Source organism: Clostridioides sp. GD02404 (assembly GCF_045898275.1).
Taxonomy (GTDB): Bacteria; Bacillota; Clostridia; order Peptostreptococcales; family Peptostreptococcaceae; genus Clostridioides; species Clostridioides difficile_A.
Map to the genome: position 1 here is coordinate 33,164 of NZ_JBJOCA010000028.1, position 22,285 is coordinate 55,448.

26 protein-coding genes and 1 riboswitch are annotated in these 22,285 nt (G+C 29.6%); all 26 genes read left to right on the top strand.

All coding sequences use genetic code 11. The features are described from left to right. Positions 1–88 precede the first annotated feature (88 nt). Positions 89–862, top strand: coding sequence for a glucose-1-phosphate cytidylyltransferase (gene rfbF / locus Q3287_RS15435; protein ID WP_407811998.1), 774 nt, complete (start codon positions 89–91; stop codon positions 860–862). Positions 863–890: 28 nt separating this feature from the next. Next, positions 891–2,018, top strand: a complete 1,128-nt coding sequence (locus Q3287_RS15440; RefSeq protein ID WP_284181549.1) for a radical SAM protein — start codon at positions 891–893, stop codon at positions 2,016–2,018. A gap of 182 nt (positions 2,019–2,200) precedes the next feature. Continuing rightward, positions 2,201–2,291, top strand: a riboswitch (cyclic di-GMP riboswitch). Between the two features lie 407 nt (positions 2,292–2,698). After that, complete coding sequence (flgB, locus tag Q3287_RS15445; RefSeq protein ID WP_054268805.1) at positions 2,699–3,016, top strand: flagellar basal body rod protein FlgB; 318 nt, start codon at positions 2,699–2,701, stop codon at positions 3,014–3,016. Positions 3,017–3,023: 7 nt separating this feature from the next. Continuing rightward, positions 3,024–3,428, top strand: coding sequence for a flagellar basal body rod protein FlgC (gene flgC / locus Q3287_RS15450; protein ID WP_054268806.1), 405 nt, complete (start codon positions 3,024–3,026; stop codon positions 3,426–3,428). 9 nt (positions 3,429–3,437) lie between these two features. Then, positions 3,438–3,755, top strand: a complete 318-nt coding sequence (gene fliE / locus Q3287_RS15455) for a flagellar hook-basal body complex protein FliE (protein WP_054268807.1) — start codon at positions 3,438–3,440, stop codon at positions 3,753–3,755. Positions 3,756–3,779: 24 nt separating this feature from the next. Then, complete coding sequence (fliF, locus tag Q3287_RS15460) at positions 3,780–5,330, top strand: flagellar basal-body MS-ring/collar protein FliF (RefSeq protein ID WP_054268808.1); 1,551 nt, start codon at positions 3,780–3,782, stop codon at positions 5,328–5,330. Positions 5,331–5,342: 12 nt separating this feature from the next. After that, entirely contained in the window at positions 5,343–6,413 is a 1,071-nt protein-coding gene (gene fliG, locus Q3287_RS15465; RefSeq protein WP_079739648.1) for a flagellar motor switch protein FliG, read from the top strand. Further along, on the top strand, positions 6,397–7,137 hold the full coding sequence (locus tag Q3287_RS15470) for a FliH/SctL family protein (protein WP_054268809.1): 741 nt from the start codon (positions 6,397–6,399) through the stop codon (positions 7,135–7,137). Before fliG ends, Q3287_RS15470 begins: the two co-directional genes overlap by 17 nt. Positions 7,138–7,140: 3 nt before the next feature. Further along, the gene (gene fliI / locus Q3287_RS15475) at positions 7,141–8,460 is read left to right on the top strand and encodes a flagellar protein export ATPase FliI (protein ID WP_054268810.1); all 1,320 of its coding nucleotides are present in this window, start codon (positions 7,141–7,143) and stop codon (positions 8,458–8,460) included. A 31-nt stretch (positions 8,461–8,491) separates the two neighbouring features. Continuing rightward, positions 8,492–8,938 carry a flagellar export protein FliJ gene (gene fliJ / locus Q3287_RS15480; RefSeq protein ID WP_407964375.1) on the top strand — a complete coding sequence of 149 codons (447 nt, stop codon included), beginning with the start codon at positions 8,492–8,494 and terminating at the stop codon, positions 8,936–8,938. A 28-nt stretch (positions 8,939–8,966) separates the two neighbouring features. After that, the gene (locus Q3287_RS15485) at positions 8,967–10,169 is read left to right on the top strand and encodes a flagellar hook-length control protein FliK (protein WP_407964376.1); all 1,203 of its coding nucleotides are present in this window, start codon (positions 8,967–8,969) and stop codon (positions 10,167–10,169) included. Positions 10,170–10,186: 17 nt separating this feature from the next. Next, positions 10,187–10,807, top strand: coding sequence for a flagellar hook capping FlgD N-terminal domain-containing protein (locus Q3287_RS15490; RefSeq protein ID WP_243193860.1), 621 nt, complete (start codon positions 10,187–10,189; stop codon positions 10,805–10,807). A gap of 26 nt (positions 10,808–10,833) precedes the next feature. Next, positions 10,834–11,823, top strand: a complete 990-nt coding sequence (locus tag Q3287_RS15495) for a flagellar hook-basal body complex protein (RefSeq protein WP_243193861.1) — start codon at positions 10,834–10,836, stop codon at positions 11,821–11,823. A gap of 12 nt (positions 11,824–11,835) precedes the next feature. Next, positions 11,836–12,039, top strand: a complete 204-nt coding sequence (locus Q3287_RS15500; RefSeq protein ID WP_243193862.1) for a flagellar FlbD family protein — start codon at positions 11,836–11,838, stop codon at positions 12,037–12,039. Further along, positions 12,039–12,857: a MotA/TolQ/ExbB proton channel family protein gene (locus Q3287_RS15505; protein WP_243193863.1), complete on the top strand. Its 819-nt coding sequence runs from the start codon at positions 12,039–12,041 to the stop codon at positions 12,855–12,857. Before Q3287_RS15500 ends, Q3287_RS15505 begins: the two co-directional genes overlap by 1 nt. After that, positions 12,847–13,542: an OmpA family protein gene (locus Q3287_RS15510; protein ID WP_054275663.1), complete on the top strand. Its 696-nt coding sequence runs from the start codon at positions 12,847–12,849 to the stop codon at positions 13,540–13,542. The genes Q3287_RS15505 and Q3287_RS15510 overlap by 11 nt, the downstream gene beginning before the upstream one ends. 11 nt (positions 13,543–13,553) lie before the next feature. Next, positions 13,554–13,997: a flagellar basal body-associated FliL family protein gene (fliL, locus tag Q3287_RS15515; RefSeq protein ID WP_219673463.1), complete on the top strand. Its 444-nt coding sequence runs from the start codon at positions 13,554–13,556 to the stop codon at positions 13,995–13,997. 13 nt (positions 13,998–14,010) lie between these two features. Then, on the top strand, positions 14,011–14,385 hold the full coding sequence (locus tag Q3287_RS15520) for a flagellar biosynthetic protein FliO (RefSeq protein WP_054275665.1): 375 nt from the start codon (positions 14,011–14,013) through the stop codon (positions 14,383–14,385). After that, positions 14,386–15,051 carry a flagellar type III secretion system pore protein FliP gene (fliP, locus tag Q3287_RS15525; RefSeq protein WP_054268820.1) on the top strand — a complete coding sequence of 222 codons (666 nt, stop codon included), beginning with the start codon at positions 14,386–14,388 and terminating at the stop codon, positions 15,049–15,051. It abuts the gene before it with no gap. Positions 15,052–15,063: 12 nt separating this feature from the next. Further along, positions 15,064–15,333 (top strand): flagellar biosynthesis protein FliQ, encoded by a 270-nt coding sequence (fliQ, locus tag Q3287_RS15530; RefSeq protein ID WP_054275666.1) that lies wholly within the window; start codon positions 15,064–15,066, stop codon positions 15,331–15,333. 11 nt (positions 15,334–15,344) lie between these two features. Next, a complete protein-coding gene (locus Q3287_RS15535; RefSeq protein ID WP_407964377.1) occupies positions 15,345–17,159 on the top strand; it encodes a fused FliR family export protein/FlhB family type III secretion system protein in 1,815 nt (604 codons plus the stop codon). Between the two features lie 8 nt (positions 17,160–17,167). Next, a complete protein-coding gene (flhA, locus tag Q3287_RS15540) occupies positions 17,168–19,243 on the top strand; it encodes a flagellar biosynthesis protein FlhA (protein ID WP_407813921.1) in 2,076 nt (691 codons plus the stop codon). Beyond that, positions 19,218–20,234, top strand: coding sequence for a flagellar biosynthesis protein FlhF (flhF, locus tag Q3287_RS15545; RefSeq protein WP_054268824.1), 1,017 nt, complete (start codon positions 19,218–19,220; stop codon positions 20,232–20,234). Before flhA ends, flhF begins: the two co-directional genes overlap by 26 nt. Next, on the top strand, positions 20,231–21,121 hold the full coding sequence (locus tag Q3287_RS15550) for a MinD/ParA family protein (RefSeq protein ID WP_243193867.1): 891 nt from the start codon (positions 20,231–20,233) through the stop codon (positions 21,119–21,121). The genes flhF and Q3287_RS15550 overlap by 4 nt, the downstream gene beginning before the upstream one ends. A gap of 14 nt (positions 21,122–21,135) precedes the next feature. After that, complete coding sequence (locus Q3287_RS15555; RefSeq protein WP_054268826.1) at positions 21,136–21,837, top strand: sigma-70 family RNA polymerase sigma factor; 702 nt, start codon at positions 21,136–21,138, stop codon at positions 21,835–21,837. Between the two features lie 15 nt (positions 21,838–21,852). Continuing rightward, the gene (locus Q3287_RS15560) at positions 21,853–22,275 is read left to right on the top strand and encodes a flagellar protein (RefSeq protein WP_407964378.1); all 423 of its coding nucleotides are present in this window, start codon (positions 21,853–21,855) and stop codon (positions 22,273–22,275) included. Positions 22,276–22,285 lie beyond the last annotated feature (10 nt).

Sequence of the window (22,285 nt, forward strand, 5' to 3'; positions counted from 1 at the left end):
GAAATTCTATTTATCTATGATATATATCTGTAATAAAAAATTCTATTCTTAAATTTTTATATATTATAATTAAGTGAGGCATTTTAATATGAAAGTAGTTATTTTAGCAGGAGGATATGGTAGTAGACTTGGAGATATTACTAGTATAGTTCCCAAACCTATGGTTGAAATAGGAGGGAAGCCGATATTATGGCATATAATGAAAATATATTCGTATTATGGAGTAAAAGAATTTATCATATGTCTTGGCTACAAAGCAAATGTTATAAAAGATTATTTTTTACATTATGATAGTAGAAATAATGATTTTACAATTAATATAGGAAGTAATTCAATAGAATTTCATAATAATCATGATGAAAGTGAATGGAAAGTAACATTAGTTGATACAGGTATAGAATCTCAAAAAGGAGCACGATTAAAGAAAATAGAGAGATATCTTGAAGAAGATATAAATTTATTAACATATGGAGATGGGCTAGCAAATATAAATATAAATAAATTAATACATTTTCATAATAAAGTTGGAAAGTTGCTTACAATATCTGGAGTAAGACCTCCTGCTAGATTTGGTGAACTTATCGCAGAGGGAGATGTACTTAAATCATTTGAAGAAAAATCACAAACATCAAAGGGATTAATAAATGGTGGATATATGGTATTTAATAAAGAACTATTAAAATATCTTACAGAAAATGATGAGTGTGATTTGGAGTATGGATTATTTGAAAATCTAGCTAAAAATGGAGAAATAGCAGTTTACAAGCATGAAGGTCTGTGGGCATGTATGGATAATGAAAGAGATATGAACAATCTTAATTCTCTTTGGAAAGAAAATAAAGCTTTTTGGAAGATATGGTAAAATACATAGAAATAAGAGGTATATCAATATGAGTATATTGAGAGCTAAAACAATTGATTTAAAACAAACAAACTCTTTAACAGAGTTACAGAAAAAGAATAGCAATTTGAATGAAAGCGAGGCATATAATCAGGCTATCAATCTAGAAGCTAAACCTAGAAGGTTAGTATTTGAACTTACAAATGCTTGTAATTTAAATTGTATTATGTGTGGAAGAAATTCAGCAGAGTTCAAAGCAACAGTTTTTGATTTTAAATGGACTGAAAAATTTGAGAATATATTAAATGAAGTAGAGGAAGTAACTTTAATGGGATGGGGAGAACCAACAGTACATCCAAATTTCGTTGATTTCTTATATTGGGCAAAGAAAAATGGTCTTAGAAAATATTTTTGTACGAATGGTATGAAATTGGATAAACTATTTGATGATATCTTCAATACAGAAACTGACATTATAGCTATAAGTCTAGATGGGGCGTCTAAAGAGATTAATGACAATATAAGATCAGGGGCTGATTTTAATCATATAATAAAAAATATTAAACATATAGCAGATGAGAAGATTAAAAGAGGGATAAATTGGCCACATATGAATTTTGTTTTTACAGCAATGAAGTCTAATTTGTATGAGATACCCAAAATGGTTGAATTAGCTAAAAGGGTAGGTTTACAAGAGCTTAAGGTGGTATATCTAACTGTGTTTGATGAAAATATGCATGATGAGAGTTTATATGATTGCCAAGATGAGGTTAAAAAGGTATTTGAAGAAGCAGAGGTTTTAGCAGATGAGTTAAATATTATTCTTAAGTTACCTCATATACAAGGTGAAGATAGTGCATGTGAAAAACTACATAAGGATTGTTTTACAACATGGAGAGACTTTTTCTTAGGTTCAGATGGATTTGTACGTTCATGTATGTCTACACCTATAAAGTTGTTTCATATTGACAGATATAAAACTTTTGAAGAAATGTGGAATTCTTTGGAATATAAAGACTGCAGAAGAAATATTAATAGTATAAATATGAATGATTCATGTAAGGTATGTTATCAATCTTCATTTGCTAATTGGAATAAAAGGTCTTCTTTTATACAAATAGGAAATAAATTCTCTCCTGAATGGGATAAAGAAGAATCTAACTTGATTACATTATAGACATTTATATAAAAAATAAAAACAGCTTAGAATAAGTATTTTAAGCTGTTTTTATTTTTTATAATAACAAGTTTTTAATTTATACTAGATATTTAGCTATAAATATCGAATATTAATTGAAATATTAAAAATATAAGTAAAAAATGTTTAAAAAAATTGTTATTTATTGTATACTTAAATTAAAACTAAATAGGCAAAACTAGAGAAATTTAGTGACGCAAAGCTATAGGGGCTAAGGTTTGTATATACAAACTATGCTAGCCAGTTGCCAAAAAGAGTCCTAAGTATATTTGTATACTTAGGATTAGTCGAAGTGACTGCTTTTTTGGCGGTCATTTTATTATGGAAAAATTACTTTATTACAGTAGAAAGTACATATAATAACATATTTTACCAATTATAACAAAAAATAAAGAAAAACTGTCTGAAAAAGTTGCTATTTTACAAAAAAAGGTAACTTTATGAAGAAAAAATTAAATACATATTAAAATTTTTTTTTATTTTCATTGGAGTTAATTGAACTTAAATTAGATTTCTTACTAAAATGATACATTATTATATTAATGTAATAGAATTGTAATAGATTTAAATGAACAAAGAAGTCATTTTTTGTAATATAGCAACTTCATTTTTTTAATCATTAAATATAGCAAATAAATATATTTTGAGGAGGGGTGAGTATGAATACATATGACATTATAAAAATGGGACTAGATGCAACTAATCTAAGAAGTCAAACAATAGCAAATAATATAGCAAATATAAATACTGAAGGTTACAAAAAACATTATGTAACTTTTGAAGAAACATTAAATGATGCCATGCCAAAAATAGAAGAAAAAACAGACAATTCAAAAGGTTTAAGAGTAGATGGCAATAATGTGGATATAGAAGAAGAAAAAGTAAAGCAAGCAATGACAACGTTGCAATATAATGCTTTAATAGGTTTTGCAAATGGCAAAATTGCAATGACTAAATCAATAATAACTGGGAGGTAACTAGAAGATGAGTGTGTTCAGTGGAATGGAGATATCTGCTAGTGGATTAACAGCAGAAAGTTTGAAAATGGATATCATATCATCAAATGTAGCTAATATAAATGCTACAAGAGGTCCAAATGGAGAAGCATATAGGAGAAAAATTGTTTCCTTTGAAGAAAACTATGATAATAAATTAGGTATGTTAGGAGTAAAAGTCACATCTGTTGAAGATGACAAATCACCTCTTAAAGAAGTATATGACCCATCTCATCCAGATGCGAAACCAAATGGATATGTAGAATATCCAAATGTAAATATATTGGTTGAAATGACAGATTTAATAACAGCTTCAAGAGCATATGATTCTAACGTAGACACACTGAATGCTCAGAAATCTATGATATCGAAAGCTTTGGAAATAGGAAAGTAGGGATAAATTATGCCAATTACACAAATCAACAATTTAATGCAAGGTGCAAAGTTAGATAATTTGATTGGAGAAACAAAACCATTAAACCTTAATAATAAAGAAGAAAAAAAGAATTTCGAAGATGTAATAATAGATACTATAGACAAAGTTAATTTTCAACAAGTGACAGCGGATAATATGAAAGAAAAATTTATAAAAGGCGAAGATGTTTCTATGCATGAAGTTATGTTAAAAGGTCAAGAAGCACAACTATCTATGCAATATCTGATAGAAGTTAGAAACAAGATTCATGATGCATATCAAGAAATGAATAAAGTACAAATTTAGCCTTTTGAACAGGAGTAATAATCAATGATAGCCAGTTTTAAAAATAAGATTAAGGAGCAAGTTGCTAAATCTAGGACAAAAATAGGTTCTTTAAAAAAAGGAACTAAGATAGCATTAGGTATAGGGATTGTTGCTATATGTTTAGCGCTAGTATTTACAGCAATATCTGCAAGTAAAAATAAGTATGCAGTCTTATTTTCAGAACTAGATGTTCAAGATGCTGCAGATATATCAGCAGAATTAGAGTCTAGAAAGATAGATACTAAGGTAAAGGGAAGTACAATTTATGTTCCTAGAACAGAAGTCGATAAGTTGAGGCTGGAGCTAGCTCCAAGTCTTACAGGTGGTTCTAAAGGATTTGCATTAATGGATGATAGTTCGTCTATAGGACTTACTGATGAGGAGTTTCAAATTAAGAAGCAACGAATCATACAAGGTGAGATAGAAAAAACAATCAAGAGTTTTCCACAAGTGGAAGATACTAGAGTACATATAACATTTGGAGAGTCCTCAGTGTTTGAGAAAGAAGCAGTTCCAGGAAGTGCAGCAGTTTACTTAATGTTAAAGCCAGGAACAACTTTAGAAAAAAATCAAATAAAATCTGTTATGGCACTTGTATCAGGAAGTGTTACAAATATACCAGAGAAAAATGTTCAAGTTATTGATAATAAGATGAATCTATTATCAGAAGGTATCTTAGATGATGAAGAAGTTGATGAAAATAATCAACCTATAAATGGTGGTATTAGTGTTGATAAAAATAAGGCATCTGAACAAGCATTGAATAAACAATTAGAAAAGTCTATTTTGGAAATGCTAGAGCCAATATTTGGTACAGGAAAAGTAAAAGCTACAGTAAATGCAGATTTAAGTTTTGATACAGCCGAAAAAACTGAAATAAAAATTGACCCTGATAAAGTTGCAATAAAAGAAACAAGGTCAAAAAATTCATCTAAATCTGCCACAAATAATGTCCAAGGCGTAGATGCTAATATGAATAATCAAGGAAATAAAAATGGCACTAACACAGAAGATAGTTTGGATGAGAGTTTTGAATATGAGACAGGTAAGATTGAAACTCATACTATAATTGCACCAGGAGAACTTAGAAGATTGACAGCTTCTGTCGCTATAGACGGAAAAATAGCTAAAGGAGTTCAAGCTGATGTGGAAGATATAGTTAATAATGCTATAGGCATGGATGGAGCAAGGGGAGATACTCTTAGTGTTGTTTCAATGGTCTTTGACCCTAAAGGAAAGGCTGAAGCTAAACAAGAACTTGAAGAGATTAAAAAAGAAGGCTTCAAAACTAATATAATAAAGGCAGTTATTGGAGTAGTGGCAGTTATTGCAGTAGGTGCTATTGGATACTTAATATATAAGAAGAGAAGTGAACAAGAAGATATGGATTATGAGGATGAAGTTTATAGTGCTAATTCTAGTACTGTTGATAAGAAAGATAATCCTCTATTAGGGGATGACCCAGAATTGACATTAGAAGAAGCTGTTAAAATGTATGCAGAAGAAAAACCAGACCAAGTAACAGAAATAATAAAGACTTGGTTAAATGAGTAAGGGGGATAGAATGTGTCCACAGAAATTACGAATGTTAGTGCATTTGACTTAAGTGATATAAGTGAAAATGAGAAGAGTGAGAAAATAGAAGGTGAGGGTTTAAAAAAAGCTGCTGTACTTTTAATGACATTAGGACCAACTGTGTCTAGTGATATAATAAAAAGCCTTCCAGATAAACAGGTTCAAAAAATAGGTTTGGAAATTGCAAATATTTCTTCAATAGCTTCAAAAGAAAGAAGAGAAATATTAAAAGAGTTTGTAGAAATAAATAAAGCAAAAGATTATGTTATAGAAGGTGGGCTGGAATATGCAAGAGAATTGCTAAGTAATGCCTTGGGAAATTCTAAAGCAAATAAATTACTTGAAGGTATATCAATAGATACAAGTACAAAGCCTTTTAAACATATTATAAAATTGGATACAAAGAAAATATTAGAAATACTTAGAAATGAAAGTGCACAAACTATAGCTATTTTACTTGCACATATGGAGCCACAAGATGGTGCAGAAATTTTAGCTCATTTAAATTTTAATTTACAAAATGAGGTAGCTATGAGAATAAGTTCAATGGGTTCAATATCTCCAGAAGTTATAAAAGTAATTGAAAGTTCATTAGAAGATAAATTACATTCAATAAGTGGTGATGATTTTAAAGATTATGGTGGAATAGCTACATTAGTTCAAATATTACTTAATTCTGATAGAAAAACAGAAAAGAATATTTTGAATACTGTTGAAGAAAAAGACCCAGCTTTAGCAGCCCAAATTAAATCTCATATATTTGTATTTGAAGATATTGTCAAACTAGATGATATGAGCATACAAAAAGTACTAAAAGAAGTAACTATGAAAGATTTAGTTTATGCTTTAAAAGGTGTGGATGATGAAATTTCAGATGCTATATATAGAAATCAATCTTCTAGAGCAGCAGAAGCGCTTAAAGAAGAAATGGAGATGGTTGGTGTAATAAAAGTTGCACAAGTTGAAGGTGCTCAGCAAAAAATAGTAAATAGCGTAAGAAAACTTGAAAGAGAAGGTGCTATAACTATTGTAAGGAATTTTGGTGATGACTTTGTCGAATAACAAAATTATTAAAAGTGAAAAAGCATCATATAAAGGAATTCTAGATTTATCTATAATAGATAAAGCTAGACTGGGAGAAACAAATATAAACGAAGAGAATGATTGTAGATTTAGGGATGAAGTAATAAAAGAAGCTATAGAGTCTGCTGAGATAAAAAAGAATGAAATATTAGAAGAAGCAAAAACAAATGCACAAAATATAGAAAAACAAGCTTATGAAAAAGGATATAGCCAAGGTCAAAAAAATGGATATGAGGATGGATATAGGGAATCCTACGATGAATATATCCAAAAAGCTAAAGATGAAGCAGATTTTATAAGAAATCAGGCAGATTTAATTCTATTACAAGCTAATGAGAAAATGACTGAGTACATAAAGGAAAAAAACAAAGAAATTATAAGACTTGCTATCAATATGGCTAGCTCTGTTTTAAAAAAGCATTTTGAAGATGAAGAGTCTATGAGTGACTTGTTAAAGCAAATTATTCAAGATTACGAAGGAAGTAGTTCATTCATAGTAAGATGTAATTCTTTCTATAAGGATAATATAGAGAAAGAGTTTGAACTATTCAAAGAAGAGACATCATTAAAATCAAGTGTATTTGTTATTGCAGATGACAGTATAGATAAAGGAAATGCTATTATACAAAAGGAAAATGGGAGAATAATAGTTGGTGTTGATTGTGCTATGGAAAAACTAAAAGAAGAATTGCTTGGTGAATAAAGTATGTATAGAACTGATATATCTATAGATTTTGACAAAATAAATAAGAAAATAGAAAATTTAGAGCTTACTATATCAGAAGGCAGAGTTAAGAAGATAATAGGGCTTACTGTAGAAGTTGAAGGGATAAAAGCTTTTGTTGGAGAGTTATGTGTTATATACAATCAAGTCAACAAACCAGTTAATTGTGAAGTAGTAGGCTTTAAAGACAAAGAAGTAATTTTAATGGCATTAGGAGAGTTAACATTAATATCACCTGGTTGTAAAGTTATTTCTAAGGGTATACCTCTAAGTGTTATGTGTAGTGATAATTTACTAGGTAAAGTACTTGATGGTCTTGGAAATCCTATAGATAATTCAGAAGTTGTTCTAGGAGATAGATATAACTTGAATAATGAACCTCCTGACCCAATGAAGAGAAAAAAGATACGAAATATAATGGAGACTGGTGTAAGAGCAATAGATGCATTTACTACTTGTGGTGAAGGGCAGAGAATAGGAATATTTGCAGGTAGTGGAGTAGGTAAGAGTACAACTCTAGGTATGATTGCTAGAAATGCAAAAGCAGATGTAAATGTAATTGCCCTTGTTGGAGAAAGAGGAAGAGAAGTCCTAGATTTTATTGATAAAGATTTAGGAGAAGATGGGATGAAAAAATCTGTTGTTGTATGTGCGACATCAGATAAAGCTCCTCTTGTCAGACTTAAAGGTGCTCTTACTGCTACTGCAATAGCTGAGTATTTTAGAGACCAGGGAAAAAAAGTAATACTTATGATGGACTCAGTAACTAGATTTGCTATGGCACAAAGGGAAGTAGGAATAGCAATAGGAGAGCCACCAGCTCAAAAAGGGTATACACCATCTGTATTTGCTATTTTACCAAAACTTATGGAGAGAACAGGTACATCAGATAAAGGTTCTATCACTGCATTTTATACAGTATTAGTTGATGGAGATGATTTTAATGAGCCAATAGCAGATACAACAAGAGGGATACTTGATGGTCATATAGTTTTATCTAGAGATTTGGCAAATAAGAATCACTATCCTTCTATAGATGTTTTGAACAGTTTAAGTAGACTTATGAATGAGATTGCTTCAAAAGAAGATATAAAAGTAGCATCATTTGCAAGAGATATGCTATCTGAATATAGAGAAGCAGAAGACTTGATAAATATAGGTGCATATGCTTCAGGTACCAATAAAAAAATAGATGAGGCAATTTACTATCATGAGCATATTATTAATTTTTTAAAACAAGGAATAAATGAAAAGAGTTCTTTTGATGAAACTGTAAGTAACCTGAAAAGAATCTTTGAATAAACAATTTAAAAAAATATTTGAATAGGTTGTGATGAAGTTGGATAAAAACTTTAAGTTTAGATTACAGAAAGTCTTAGACTTAAAAATGAAAGATGAAGAAAAGATAAAAATGGAATTTGCTAAAATTCAACAAAAAAAAATAGATATAGAGAATAACTTGGAAAACTTAGAAAGTAATTATAATAAGTATTCTATAAGTAAAGATAACGATAGTATTCAAAATCAAAAGATAACTATTAATTATTTGTTAGCTCTAAATAACTCTATAATGGATTTATCAGAAGAATTAGATAAGTCAACAAACGAACTTGAAAAAGCTAGAAAACAGCTTATAGACAAGCAAATAGAAAGAAAATCATTAGAAAAACTTAAAGAAAAAAAGTATGGTCAGTATTATAGAGAGGAAAACCTGAAGGAACAAAAAACTAATGATGAATTTGCAAGTATAAGTTACTTGAGAAATAGACAAGTTCTATAAGAATAGTAGGAAGTGAGGATATTATTGTATGAAGATACAAGCAGATTCTTATAATATTATTAAAGATATTGGGAATAAAAAAAGCTCATCTAAGGATAAAGATATAAAAAATAATAAGTTTGAAGATAATTTATATAAGGCGACAGACAATAAAACAATTAAAGATAGAAAAGAAACAAGTAATCAGAATGTTAGCTCAGATAAATCAGAGAAGAGTGATAATGAATGTCATTTTGAAAATGAAAGTAGTCATTTAGAAGAAGAAAATACATATGAAAAAGATTACAGTAAGATTAATGAGATTTTACAACAATTGATAAATCTATTAAAAAATAATGATAAGAAAGACAAAGATATAAACTCTATACTAAATGATATAGAAAAGTTAAATGTATCAGATGAATTTAAGCAAGAACTTAAACTTAATAAAAATATGTTGAATAAGATTGTAAATCAAAATGTAGAGTTAAATAAGGATAATACAAATAAATCTGATGATGTGCAAAATTTAGATATTATGAAGTTAAGAGAGCTTTTAGACAATAATACTAATGGAGACTTTGAAGTGATTAGTAAAACTACAGAGGAAGATACTAAAAGCGTAGATTTATACAATTTTAATAGTAATAGAATGGACAAGCTTAATTCAAATAAGCAAAGAGAAGAGAGTTCTGATATTTTAGAAAAACTAGCAGGGGCTAATGGAAATAAGAGCGGAAACTTTAGCCAAGTAATAAATAAAAGTATGGATGTAAACAAAACTAAAAATGACAATGTTAATTTAAAACATATAGAATCAAATGTCATGGATGATTCGATTAAGGCTATTAAACATATGAAAACAAATGATATACAAGAGCTAACAATTAAATTAAGACCAAAAGAGTTGGGAGACATGAATATACAATTACTAAAAGATAGTGAGAGTATGAAAGCTGTTGTGACTGTTTTTAATAAAGATGTGTTTGACTCTATAAATAAAAATATCACAGATTTAAAGCAACATCTTGAACTTACAAATGTAAACATAAAAGATGTATCTGTGCAAATGCATAGTGACAATAGAAATACATCAGATACTTTTGATAAGGCATTTGAACAACAGAATAGACAAAATAACCAAGAAAATATGAATAAACAAGGCACAAATAGTAAACATAACAATGTAGTCATAGAAGATGAGATTAAAGAAAATATTATTGATGATGATAGAGTAGATTTATTAGCTTAATAAGGGGGAAGTATTGTATGTACGGAGTAGCAGCAGCTTTAGCAAGTGCTCAAGGAAACTATAGGTCAAATAACTTAAACCAGCTTGAAAAAAATATTAATGATATTGCAAATAAACAAGTTAGAAGTAAAGGAAATCAGACAGTAACAGATAATGGAACTCCAATTATAGGACAGGGAGACGATGCTGATAAAGATTTATTTATGAAAATACTTGTAGCACAAATGGGTAATCAAGACCCAATGAATCCACAAGACCCAACAGAGTATGTATCACAATTAGCTCAGTTTGCAACTTTAGAAAAGATGTCTGCTATGAATGATAAGTTAGATGTACTTTTAGCTTTAAGCAACTCTACTCTAATAAATTCTGCATTAAGCATGGCAACATCATTAATTGGTAAACAAGTAGAGGTATCTGGAGAAGAAAAAGAAGATGAAAATATTGTAGGTGTAGTAAAGTCCACATATATAAAGGATGGAGAGGTACACTTAGAGTTGAAAGTAGAAGGCAGTGATAAAACTGTAGATGTTAAATATGAAAAATTACTTAAAATAGGAGAAGTAGATACAAATTCAGATGAAGAAGAAAATTCTCCAGAATTAGGTGAAGAAGAAAGTTCTACAGAACAAGTATAATATTAAACTAGAAAAGAGGTATATTCATGATAAAAGCAATGTATTCAGGTGTAAGTGGGATGAAAGCAAATCAAACAAAGCTAGATGTAATAGGTAACAATGTAGCAAATGCAGGGACTACTGCTTTTAAGAAAAGTTCTGCTAGAATAACAGATTCATTTTATCAAACTGTATTATATGCAAGTGCTCCAACGGCTGCATTAGGGGGAACAAACTTAGGACAAGTAGGTGTAGGTAGTAAGATATCAAGTATAAATAAAGATATGACGCAAGGAAATGTACAGCCAACTAATAGACCATCAGATTTAATGATAGATGGAGATGGATATTTTCCAGTAGCAAGGCAAGGCACAGTTATGTATACAAGAGATGGTTCTTTTAATTTAGATACAGGGTTTACAGCAGCTGATGGTGCTTTAAAAGAAATTAAAGGTGGAAGGCTTGTAAATGGCGATGGATATATGCTAGTGGGGCAAGTTATGAATGGAAAATATGATGCTACTAAAGGAACCTTCACACCTGATGGAGCACCAATAGGTAATGAACCAATTGTAATACCACTTCAAAGTATAAGTCCTAAGGATGGAACAGTTCAAAATGTACTAGAGTATAATATATCAAAAGATGGAACTGTAGAATTTCTACTAAGTGATGGTCAGAGAACACAATTTGTGTATAAGATACCTGTAAATTCAGAAGTTGGTAAGCAACCTACTCCTCCTATAGCTGATATAACAAAAGGAACAATGCAAAAAGTACAAACATACGCATTCCAAAATCCAGCAGGACTAGATGCTGAAGGAGGAAACTTATTTAAGCCATCAGCAAACTCAGGAGACCCACAAATAGCAGGAGCTACAGGAACAATAATACAAGGAGCAATAGAAGCTTCAAATGTAGACATAGCAGAAGAATTCACAGAAATGATAATAGCAAGTAGGTCTTTCCAAGCAAACAGCAAAATAATATCAACATCAGATGAAATCCTACAAGAGATAATAAGTCTTAAGAGATAGTAGGTACATATTATGATAAGAGTAACAGATTTAAATGGAAGAAGTTACATATTAAACTCAGACCTTATAGTAAGAATCGACTCTGTACCAGAGAGCAGGATTTTACTTACAACAGGGGAAAAAAACCTTGTAAAAGAGTCTGTAAACGAGATAGTAGATAAAGTAATAAAATATAAAAGGAAAATAAATGTAGGTTATATTAGGAGCGAAAAATAATGAAAAAAACAGATTCACTGACATTTATTGGACTAATATTATCTACAGTATTAGTTTTATTTGGAGCTGTAAAAGGAAGTAGTTCAGGACTAAAAAGTTTCTTTGATTTTGCATCAATACTAATCACAGTATTTGGGTCGTTTGGAGCGTTAATGATTACATTTACTCTTGATGATATGAAACTTATAAAAAATGCACTTCAGTACTCATTTAAGACAACGAGTGTATCAAAATTAGATTTATTAAATCAATTTAAAGCACTTTCTAAAAAGGCCAGAAAAGAAGGGCTTCTATCAATAGAAAGTGATGTAATGAAAATACAAGACCCATTCATGAGAAAAGGATTAGAGTTATGTATTGATGGTCTGGAAGTAAATGAGATAAGGTCTATATTAGAATTAGAGATAGATTCTATTGAAGATACAAATAATAGGTATTCTAAGATATTTAAAACTTGGGGTACTTTTGCACCTGCTTTTGGGATGTTGGGGACATTAATAGGTCTTATACAAATGCTATCTGACCTTACATCTCCAGACTTAATAGCATCTGGTATGGGAAAGGCATTAATCACAACATTCTATGGTTCTTTACTTGCTAATATCGCTTTAAATCCAATTGCATATAATATAGATGAAAAAACAGAAAAAGAAGTTTATATGAAAGAAATGATGTTAGAAGGAATAATAAGCATACAATCTGGTGAAAGCAGTATAGTGGTTGAAGAACGTTTAGCAACATACCTTTCAAGAAGTGAGAAATTACAGTTTACAAAAACCAATAAAAATACAGAAAGAGCAATGAGTAATGGGGCGTAAAAAAAATAAGAAGAAGGATGATATAAATCCAGATGCATGGCTAGCTACTTATGCTGATACAATAACACTGATTCTTACGTTTTTTGTATTATTGTATGCGACATCAGTTGTAGATATGGAAAAATTCAAAAATATATCAAATGCATTAAAAGGTCAGTTTTCTGGAATAAGTATGTTTAGTACAGGTTCAAGCACAAGTGATAAATCACCAATAGATAGTACTTTAGTGGATAAAAGTGATAAGTCAAATTTAGAGCAAGATTTAAAAGATAAGGTTAATAATTCTAACCTACAAAACAGCGTAACAGTTAAAGATGATAGTAGAGGGATTTTACTAGAGTTAGATGATTCAATACTATTTGACTCTGGGATTTCGGAGTTAAAAGTTAATAGTAAAGCTACTCTCAATAAAGTATATGACATGATAAAAATGATGAAAAATAAGATAGTTATAGAAGGTCATACTGATAATGTACCTGTAAAATCAAGTACACATGAATCCAATTGGGATTTATCTTCTAGTAGAGCAGTAAGTGTTGTAAGATACTTTGTAGAAGAAAAGGGAATGGACCCTAAATTGTTTTCAGCAACAGGATGTGGAGAATATCAGCCTTTGGTTTCAAATGAAACAGCAAAAGGAAGAGCTGAGAATAGAAGAGTTAACATACTTATAACTATCGACTAGGAGGAAGAGATTTGTTCAAAAATAAAAAAATTTTTCTAATTATTTTGATACTAATTATTTTCTCAGCAGGAGCAGGATTTTTTATATTAGGTAAAGGCGGAAATAAACAAATTAATAAGATTATAGGTTCGTTTATTCCAACAGGAACAGATAAAGATGAAATAAAGACAGAAAATCTTGATTTAGAAGAAATGGTATTGAAACTAGCTGATGAAGGTGTAAGGTATCTAAAAGTATCAATAACTGTATCTTATGATTCTTCATATAAAGATATAGAAAAAAGTACACCTTTAATTAGAGATAATATCATAAATTGTCTTATGGCAAAAAGAGCAGATGATTTTGCCGCTGAGAATTTAAATAACATAAAAGAAGAAATAAAAAATACACTAAATACAAACCTAGGTGGGAATGTAATTCAAAATATATATTTTACAAATATAGTAGTGCAATAAAGGATGGTAAGACATGATACTTTATTTATTAAAGATATTAATATGTATTCCAATAATTTTAATATTGATAGTCTTATCTTTAAAAATTAGCCAAGGAAGTTTATTAAAAAAATACAATGATAAATATGTAAAAATATTAGACATTGTAAGTATAAGTAAAAACAATAGCATAATAATTTTGAAGATAGGTGAAGAAGGATGCGTTGTTGCATCTTCTTCGTCTAGTATGAATAAGATAAAAGATTTGACCAAGGAAGAAATATCAAAAATAGAAGATGATATTAAAGAAAGAAATTTTAAAATCCAAGATTTTAAAATGGAAAGAATCAAAACAAAATATGATTTCAGTAAATATATTGGAAAATTTACAAAAAAGGAAGATAAGTAAATGGAACTATTATCAAAATTACCTTTGGCTGATGTACCATATACAAGTTCAATGCAATTGTTTTTATTTTTAACTGCATTAATGTTTTTACCATTTGTAATGTTTATGATGACAAGCTTTGTCAGAATAGTTATAAGTCTATCATTTCTAAAATCAGCATTAGGAGCACAACAGGCAATACCAAGTCAAATCTTGGTAGGGCTTGCAATAGTATTGACAATATTTATAATGAGACCAGTATTAAATGAAATAAACGAAAAGGCATTACAACCATATATTAAAGAAGAAATTACTATGGAAAAAGCTATGAAGGAAGCAGAAGGACCTATTAAAGAGTTTTTATTGAAGCAAACTAGACAAACAGATTTAGATTTATTTGTAGAACAAGCTGGTTTAAAAGAAAAAAAATTAACTCGTGAAAACATACCATTATCTGTTGTAGTTCCAGCATTTGCTATAAGTGAATTAAAAACTGCTTTTCAAATAGGTTTTTTAATATACATACCATTTTTGATAATAGACCTTGTTGTTGCAAGTGTTCTAATGTCTATGGGGATGTTTATGTTGCCTCCAGTTATGATATCATTACCATTTAAGTTACTATTATTTGTAATGGTGGACGGATGGAACTTGATAGTAAAAACATTGATATTGGGATTTGGATAGGAGAAAAATAGTATGAGTGAATTTATGATAATGAGTGTTCTTAAAAATGGAATGTTTACAGGAGCTATGATTGCAGCTCCAGTACTAATTGTTTCTCTTATAGTTGGACTTTTAATAAGTGTGTTTCAAGCTACGACTCAAATCCAGGAGCAAACATTGACTTTTGTACCAAAACTGATAGCAATTCTTTTAGTAGTAGCTATTGGTGGAAGCTGGATGTTACATACTCTTATTAGTTTTACTTCTGAGATATTTAATATGATATCTCTTATAACTAAGTAGGTAGGGTACATATGATTTTTGTATTTATTAGAATAGTAGCTTTTTTTGGGACGTTGAGGATACTATTTCCATCTGGTACACCTGCTTTATTTAAGTCACTCTTTGCAATCATTATATCAATACTGATTTCAAGTACTATGCAGATTGAATATGCAGCAGATATAGATAATATTATAATGTTTACGTTATATGGAATAAATGAAACCATAACAGGCATTATACTTGGATATATAACGAATCTGTGTTTTTATAGTATCAGGATGGCTGGTTCTATGATGGACCAACAGATGGGATTGTCAATGATTAATATGTTTGACCCAAACTCAATGACTCAGACAACTTTAATTGATAATCTTATGAACTGGACAGCGATAATGATATTTTTTAGCATGGATGGACATCATATTTTAATTCGAGGTATAAGGTATAGTTTTGAGTTAATTCCAATAGGAAAATCATTTGTAGATAATAATATAGACTATATAATAAACATATTTGTACAGTGCTTTATAACTGGATTCAAAATAGCAATACCTATCGTGCTTTGTCTGCTTATGGCAGATTTTATCTTAGGACTTATATCAAGAAGTGTTCCCCAACTGAATGTAATGATAGTTGGTATGCCATTAAAAATATTGGTTGGTATAGCCTTATTTATCATATCAATACCTTTAATCGTTAGCCAGATAAGTCATCTACTGAGTCAAATACCAAAGATGTATGAGGGAACCTTTGCTCTAGCTCCTATGTTTTTTATGGGTTCAACGGATAAGACCGAAGAAGCTACTCCAAAGAAAAAGGGTGAACAAAGAAAAAAGGGTAATATAGCAAAAAGTAGAGAATTACCAGTTGCAATGACTCTACTTGCATTCACTTTATTAGTTCCTACATTGTTTTCATATGTAGTGGACACACTTAAATCTTCACTTAATTATTTTTTAAACGTGAATTTTTATATGAATATAAATTATTCAAACCTAGAAAAATTAGTTATTGTAGGATTAATGGATTTTTTTAAGATATTTTTGCCAATAGCCATTCCTTTCTTAGTTTTAGGTATAGTAGCTAACCTATTTCAAGTAGGAATCCTGTTTACTGGGGAAACTTTGAAACCAAATTTATCAAAATTAAATCCTATTAGTGGATTTAAAAATATGTTTTCTATGAGGAGCTTATCAACTTTAATAAAGGATACAGCAATAATATCTGTATTAGCTTATATAGGGTATACATTTTTTCAAGATAATTACTTAGATATATTAAAGCTAGGTAACATATACCTACCTAGTTTAATGTATACAGTTAAAGATTTAGTATATTCCATATTGAGTAAAATTTGTATAGCTATGATAGCTATAGCAGTTGCAGACTACTTTTATCAAAGATACAGTCATAAAAAGCAACTGAGAATGACAAAACAAGAAGTTAAAGATGAATATAAAAATGCAGAGGGAGACCCAGAAATAAAAGCTAAGATAAAACAAAAGCAAAGGCAAATTTCATCCCAAAGGACTATGCAAGCAGTCCCAAATGCCACTGTGATAGTAACTAATCCGACCCACTTATCTATAGCAGTAAGGTATGAAAAAGGGAAGGACCAAGCTCCAGTAGTAGTGGCAAAAGGTGCAGACTATTTGGCCTTTAAAATAAGAGAAATAGCAAAGGGAAATGACATCCCTATAATAGAGAATAAACCTATAGCTAGGTTGTTATATAAGCAAGTAGAAATAGACCAAGAAATTCCAGAGGACATGTATCAAGCTTTTGCAGAAATATTAGTAGCAGTATATAAAATCAAAAACAGATACAAAATCCCAAAAAGGTAGGATAAGTAATGAATAAGTTTAATCTAAAGGAAAATATGGATGTAATAGTGGCTTTTGGTGTTGTAGGAATTGTTCTTATGATGATAGTGCCATTACCTACATTTATATTAGATATTTTACTGGCAATTAACATAAGTTTATCTGTGCTAATTTTATTAATGACATTATTTACAACAAATGTACTTGATTTATCTATATTTCCAACAGTGTTACTTGTAACAACACTATTTAGATTAGGATTAAATCTTTCATCAACTAGATTGATTCTAACTCAAGGATATGCAGGTGAAGTTATAGAGGCATTTGGAAGTTTTGTTGTAGGTGGAAATTATGTAGTAGGAATAATTATATTCCTAATCATATTAATTGTTCAATTTGTTGTTATAACTAATGGTTCTGGAAGAGTATCTGAAGTAACAGCTAGATTTACGTTAGATGCCATGCCAGGTAAGCAGATGAGTATAGATGCAGATTTAAATGCAGGTGTTATAGATGATAAAACTGCTAGAAAAAGAAGAAAAGAACTTCAACAAGAAGCTGACTTTTATGGTTCTATGGATGGTGCCAATAAGTTTGTAAAAGGAGATGCTATAGCAGGTCTTATAGTAACAGCAATAAATATTATAGGCGGAATTGTAATAGGAGCTGTAATGCTGAATATGACTCTTATGGGTGCAGCACAAACATATGTAAGGCTTACCATAGGGGATGGTCTTGTAAGTCAGATACCAGCTCTATTAATATCTACATCAGCAGGTATAATTGTAACAAGAGCTTCTACTGATGAAAATTTTGGTGGACTAGTAAGTAGACAATTAACAGCAATACCAAAAGCAATAATGATGACTGGGTGTGTCTTAATTGTACTTGGTATGATGCCTGGACTACCTAAGCCAGCATTCTTTTCACTGGGGATAGGTGCAATAGCAGCAGGTTATTTTTTAGGAAGAGAAAAGAAAGATACTTTAGAAGATTTAGAGTTTGAAAAACCTGATATGGTAAATCCAGACAAAAACGAAGTAGAAGATGTTACAAACTTAATAAATGTAGAAGCTATAGAAGTAGAAATTGGGTATGGTCTAATATCCTTGGCTGATGAATCAGCAGGAGGAGATTTACTTCAGAGAATAGCATCAATAAGAAGACAGTGTGCTATAGATATGGGTATAGTTGTACAACCCATAAGAATAAGAGATAATTTACAATTAAATCCAAACCAGTACAATATAAAGATAAAAGGCAATGTAGTTGGCGGATATGAGATAATGCCTAATATGGTTTTATGTATGGACCCTATGAATCAAGGCTTTAATATATTTGGAATAAAGACAATTGAGCCTACTTTTGGAATAGAAGCGCTTTGGATAGAAAGTGACAAAGTAGAAGATGCAGAATTAAAAGGTTATACAGTGGTAGATTCATCTACAATACTTATAACTCACTTACTAGATATAATAAAATCCAATGCACATGAATTATTGGGAAGACAAGAAGTTAAGACTATTATAGATGCAGCAAGAGAAAATTATAGTGCTGTGGTTGACGAGTTAATACCAGATTTAATGACGCTTGGTGAAGTTCAAAAAGTACTTAAAAATCTGCTAAGAGAAAAAGTAAATATAAAGGACCGTGTTACAATACTTGAAACACTTGCAGACCAGTCTAGAAATACTAAAGATATAGAGCTTCTTACTGAATACGTGAGAATAGCTTTAGCTAGAAGTATTTGTACAAATTTGGTCGATGAAGAGAAGTCAATTGTAGTGTCTACATTGTCTCCAGAAACAGAGGAACTAGTATCTAATAATTTACAAAGGTCTGTAAATGGAACTTATCCAGCTGTTGACCCAGAAAACACAAATAAAATATTTGAAAGTATACAAGGTATAATGAGTAATGTATATTTCAATCATAATATACCAGTAATAGTAGTATCACCAAAGATAAGAGCACCATTTAGAAAGTTAGTTGAGCTTGTATATCCTAATTTGACTGTATTATCATTAAACGAAATACCTAACGATGTTAAAATCAAAGCAGAAGGTGTGGTGAGCATATATGATGACGAAAAAGTATACAGCTGATACAATTCAGGATGCTATGAATCTAGCCAAAATGGAATTAGGTGACAATATTACATTAATAGATAAAAGAGAAGTAAGAAAATCTGGCATACGAGGTATTTTTTCAAAGAAAGATATTGAATTAACTGTTGGATGGGAAAAGAGAGATAATATAGAACAAAAAGATTTAAAACGAGAGATAGAACAATTAAAGTCAATTATAAGCAACATGGGATTTGATAATAAAAATGATAATGATATAGATAAAATATGTAAGAACTTATTAAATTTAGAGTTAAATGAAGAAATCGTAGAATTTATAAGAGCTGATTTACAAGAAATGAAGTTTAATGGAGTTGATACAAGTAAAAATTTAGTAGAGAGTTTAAAGAAAAAGATTAAAATAGAAAATCAAACGATAAATGGAAAAATTGCTCTAGTTGGGCCCCCAGGAGTAGGTAAAACAACTACAATAGCAAAGTTAGCTGCTAAATTAGTCTTTGAAGAAAATAAAAAAGTAGGTGTAATAACTATAGATACCTATAGAATTGGTGCTGTAGAGCAGTTAAAAATATATACTGACATAATGAATATACCTTTTAAAGGGGTAATAAGCTCTGATGAGATGGAATTGGCACTTGATGAGATGAAAGATTGTGATGTTGTATTAATAGATACTACAGGTAGAGGATATAAAAATTCTATGCAAATACTAGAAATCAAGAATCTTATAGATAAAGCTGAAACCGATAATATACATTTAGTTTTGAATTGTACGACAAGAGAAACTGATACAAAAGCGATTATAGATTCGTATAGAAATGTGAACTTTAAAAGCTTAATAATTACAAAACTAGATGAAACAATTACATATGGCTCATTATTTAACATAATGAATTATGCACAAAAACCAATATCATATATTACAACAGGACAAAATGTTCCTGATGATATTATAAAACCTAATGAAGATAAGATTATAAGATTGTTATTAGGAGTTGAAAGTATATGATGGACCAAGCTCAAATTTTAAGAAAAATTGCAATAGAAAAAAAAGGAATGGATGAATTTATTACAGAGAATAGAAATACACCTAAGATAATTACAATAGCTTCTGGTAAAGGTGGAGTTGGAAAGAGTAATTTAGCTACAAATTTGTCTATATGCTTGACTAAACTTAATAAAAAAGTTCTTATATTAGATGCAGATATAGGAATGTCTAATATAGATATAATAATGGGTGTAAATGTAAAAGGAACCATAATTGATGTAATTAATGGTGAAAAAAATATAGAAGACATAATTTCACAAACTAAATATGGTGTAAACATAATCTCTGGAGGCTCTGCTCTTAATCATATAGAAGACTTCACAGAAGCTCAAAGAAATAAGTTTATACATAGTATAGAGCAGATTCATGATGTTGATTTTATAATAATTGACACAGGAGCTGGTATGAGTAAAAGTCTATTGTCATTCATATATTGTAGTACTGAATTTTTCTTAATAACAACACCAGAACCTACATCATTGACTGATGCATACAGTTTATTAAAAGCCATAAGCAACTTTGGTATAAAGAGAAGTGCAAACATAATAATCAATAGAGTGGTTAATTTAGAAGAGGCAAAATCTACATATAACAGAATAAATATGGTTGTAGATAAATTTTTAAATCTTAATTTAGAATTGTATGGATATATAATGGAGGATAAAAAAGTGAGTGTATGTGTAAAAAAACAGATACCATTTATTTTAGAATATCCTACAAGTATTGCATCAAAATGCATTATATCTATAGCCAAGAGAATGGTAAGTCAATCAAAATATGAGACAAAAGAAGAGATTATTGATAACAAAGGTTTACTAAGAAAAATGTTTAATATATTTAAAAGCTAAGGAGGCGTAATTTAATGAATAGAGAAGAATTAATAAAAGAGAATATGCCTCTTGTAAAGAGTATAGCAAGAAAGTTTTTTATACCAGGGAAAGGCTTTGAATATCAAGATTTAGTAAATAGTGGAGTCATAGGATTGATTGATGCAATAAATAAATTTGATGTTGAAAAAGGAGCAAAGTTCTCTAGTTACTCCTATATAAAGATAAAATCTGCTATATTAGATGAAATCAGAAATCAAAGTCCAATTTCTAAACATAACTTAACAAAAGTGAATAAGTATAATAGAGTAATAGAAAAATTACAAGCAGAATTATTAAGAGAACCGACTTCACATGAAATTGCAAAAGAATTAAATATTTCAGAAAAGGAACTCAATGATATTGAGAGTAATATAGACATGTTAAATATTGTGTCATTAAACCATGTAATTTTTGAAGATACAAATGAAACTATACAAGATGTAATAAGTTATAGGGAGGAACATACTCCAGCAAATATAATAGAAGAAGAAGAAAAGTTAGATATTCTATCTAAAGCAATTAATAATTTAAGAGAAAAGGAAAAATTAATACTTTCACTGTACTATTATGAAGATTTAAATTTAAAGGAGATAGGAAAAGTGCTAGGTGTTTCAGAATCCAGAGTTTCACAACTCCATAGAAAGTCAATAAGAAACCTAAGAAATAAAATAAAAGAACTTAAATATTCTATATAGATGGTGATTGATGTGATGATACAAATTATATTAATAGTAGTGTCTATTTTGATAATAGTAACTATAATTGCAAATTTACATAAGGAATCAAAAAATAAAGATAGCAGGTACTTTGATAAAATATTTGAGCAGGAATATGAGGCAAATGATAGATTGATAGTACCAGAAAAAAGAAGATTTTTTTTAGATAAAGTGATTGCTGAAATAAGAAGTAATAATCATATGAAAGTTTATGAAAATTATAATCTAATAAAGAATGAGGCAGGAAAAAAAGCAGATATTTTTATAGAATCAAAACAGGAAATAAAAAAAGAAAATGAGCTATCTCTTAAAGTGAAACATCTTATAAATTCGGGTTACGATGATGTGGAAATATGCAAAATGCTAGATATCGGAAAGGGTGAGCTATCATTAATAAGGAGTTGCTACAAGATATAAGAACATTGTT

Excerpts from the sequence above, each read along its gene's own strand:
- fliI (WP_054268810.1), top strand. The coding sequence starts at position 7,141 with ATGTATAGAACTGATATATCTATAGATTTTGACAAAATAAATAAGAAA.
- Q3287_RS15505 (WP_243193863.1), top strand. The coding sequence starts at position 12,039 with ATGAAAAAAACAGATTCACTGACATTTATTGGACTAATATTATCTACA.
- rfbF (WP_407811998.1), top strand. The coding sequence starts at position 89 with ATGAAAGTAGTTATTTTAGCAGGAGGATATGGTAGTAGACTTGGAGAT.
- Q3287_RS15550 (WP_243193867.1), top strand. The coding sequence starts at position 20,231 with ATGATGGACCAAGCTCAAATTTTAAGAAAAATTGCAATAGAAAAAAAA.
- flhF (WP_054268824.1), top strand. The coding sequence starts at position 19,218 with ATGATGACGAAAAAGTATACAGCTGATACAATTCAGGATGCTATGAAT.
- fliQ (WP_054275666.1), top strand. The coding sequence starts at position 15,064 with ATGAGTGAATTTATGATAATGAGTGTTCTTAAAAATGGAATGTTTACA.
- fliF (WP_054268808.1), top strand. The coding sequence starts at position 3,780 with ATGATAGCCAGTTTTAAAAATAAGATTAAGGAGCAAGTTGCTAAATCT.
- Q3287_RS15490 (WP_243193860.1), top strand. The coding sequence starts at position 10,187 with ATGTACGGAGTAGCAGCAGCTTTAGCAAGTGCTCAAGGAAACTATAGG.
- fliJ (WP_407964375.1), top strand. The coding sequence starts at position 8,492 with ATGAAGTTGGATAAAAACTTTAAGTTTAGATTACAGAAAGTCTTAGAC.
- Q3287_RS15485 (WP_407964376.1), top strand. The coding sequence starts at position 8,967 with ATGAAGATACAAGCAGATTCTTATAATATTATTAAAGATATTGGGAAT.
- Q3287_RS15495 (WP_243193861.1), top strand. The coding sequence starts at position 10,834 with ATGATAAAAGCAATGTATTCAGGTGTAAGTGGGATGAAAGCAAATCAA.
- Q3287_RS15560 (WP_407964378.1), top strand. The coding sequence starts at position 21,853 with ATGATACAAATTATATTAATAGTAGTGTCTATTTTGATAATAGTAACT.
- Q3287_RS15500 (WP_243193862.1), top strand. The coding sequence starts at position 11,836 with ATGATAAGAGTAACAGATTTAAATGGAAGAAGTTACATATTAAACTCA.
- flgB (WP_054268805.1), top strand. The coding sequence starts at position 2,699 with ATGAATACATATGACATTATAAAAATGGGACTAGATGCAACTAATCTA.
- flgC (WP_054268806.1), top strand. The coding sequence starts at position 3,024 with ATGAGTGTGTTCAGTGGAATGGAGATATCTGCTAGTGGATTAACAGCA.
- fliE (WP_054268807.1), top strand. The coding sequence starts at position 3,438 with ATGCCAATTACACAAATCAACAATTTAATGCAAGGTGCAAAGTTAGAT.
- Q3287_RS15555 (WP_054268826.1), top strand. The coding sequence starts at position 21,136 with ATGAATAGAGAAGAATTAATAAAAGAGAATATGCCTCTTGTAAAGAGT.
- flhA (WP_407813921.1), top strand. The coding sequence starts at position 17,168 with ATGAATAAGTTTAATCTAAAGGAAAATATGGATGTAATAGTGGCTTTT.
- Q3287_RS15440 (WP_284181549.1), top strand. The coding sequence starts at position 891 with ATGAGTATATTGAGAGCTAAAACAATTGATTTAAAACAAACAAACTCT.
- Q3287_RS15470 (WP_054268809.1), top strand. The coding sequence starts at position 6,397 with ATGACTTTGTCGAATAACAAAATTATTAAAAGTGAAAAAGCATCATAT.
- Q3287_RS15535 (WP_407964377.1), top strand. The coding sequence starts at position 15,345 with ATGATTTTTGTATTTATTAGAATAGTAGCTTTTTTTGGGACGTTGAGG.
- fliP (WP_054268820.1), top strand. The coding sequence starts at position 14,386 with ATGGAACTATTATCAAAATTACCTTTGGCTGATGTACCATATACAAGT.
- Q3287_RS15520 (WP_054275665.1), top strand. The coding sequence starts at position 14,011 with ATGATACTTTATTTATTAAAGATATTAATATGTATTCCAATAATTTTA.
- Q3287_RS15510 (WP_054275663.1), top strand. The coding sequence starts at position 12,847 with ATGGGGCGTAAAAAAAATAAGAAGAAGGATGATATAAATCCAGATGCA.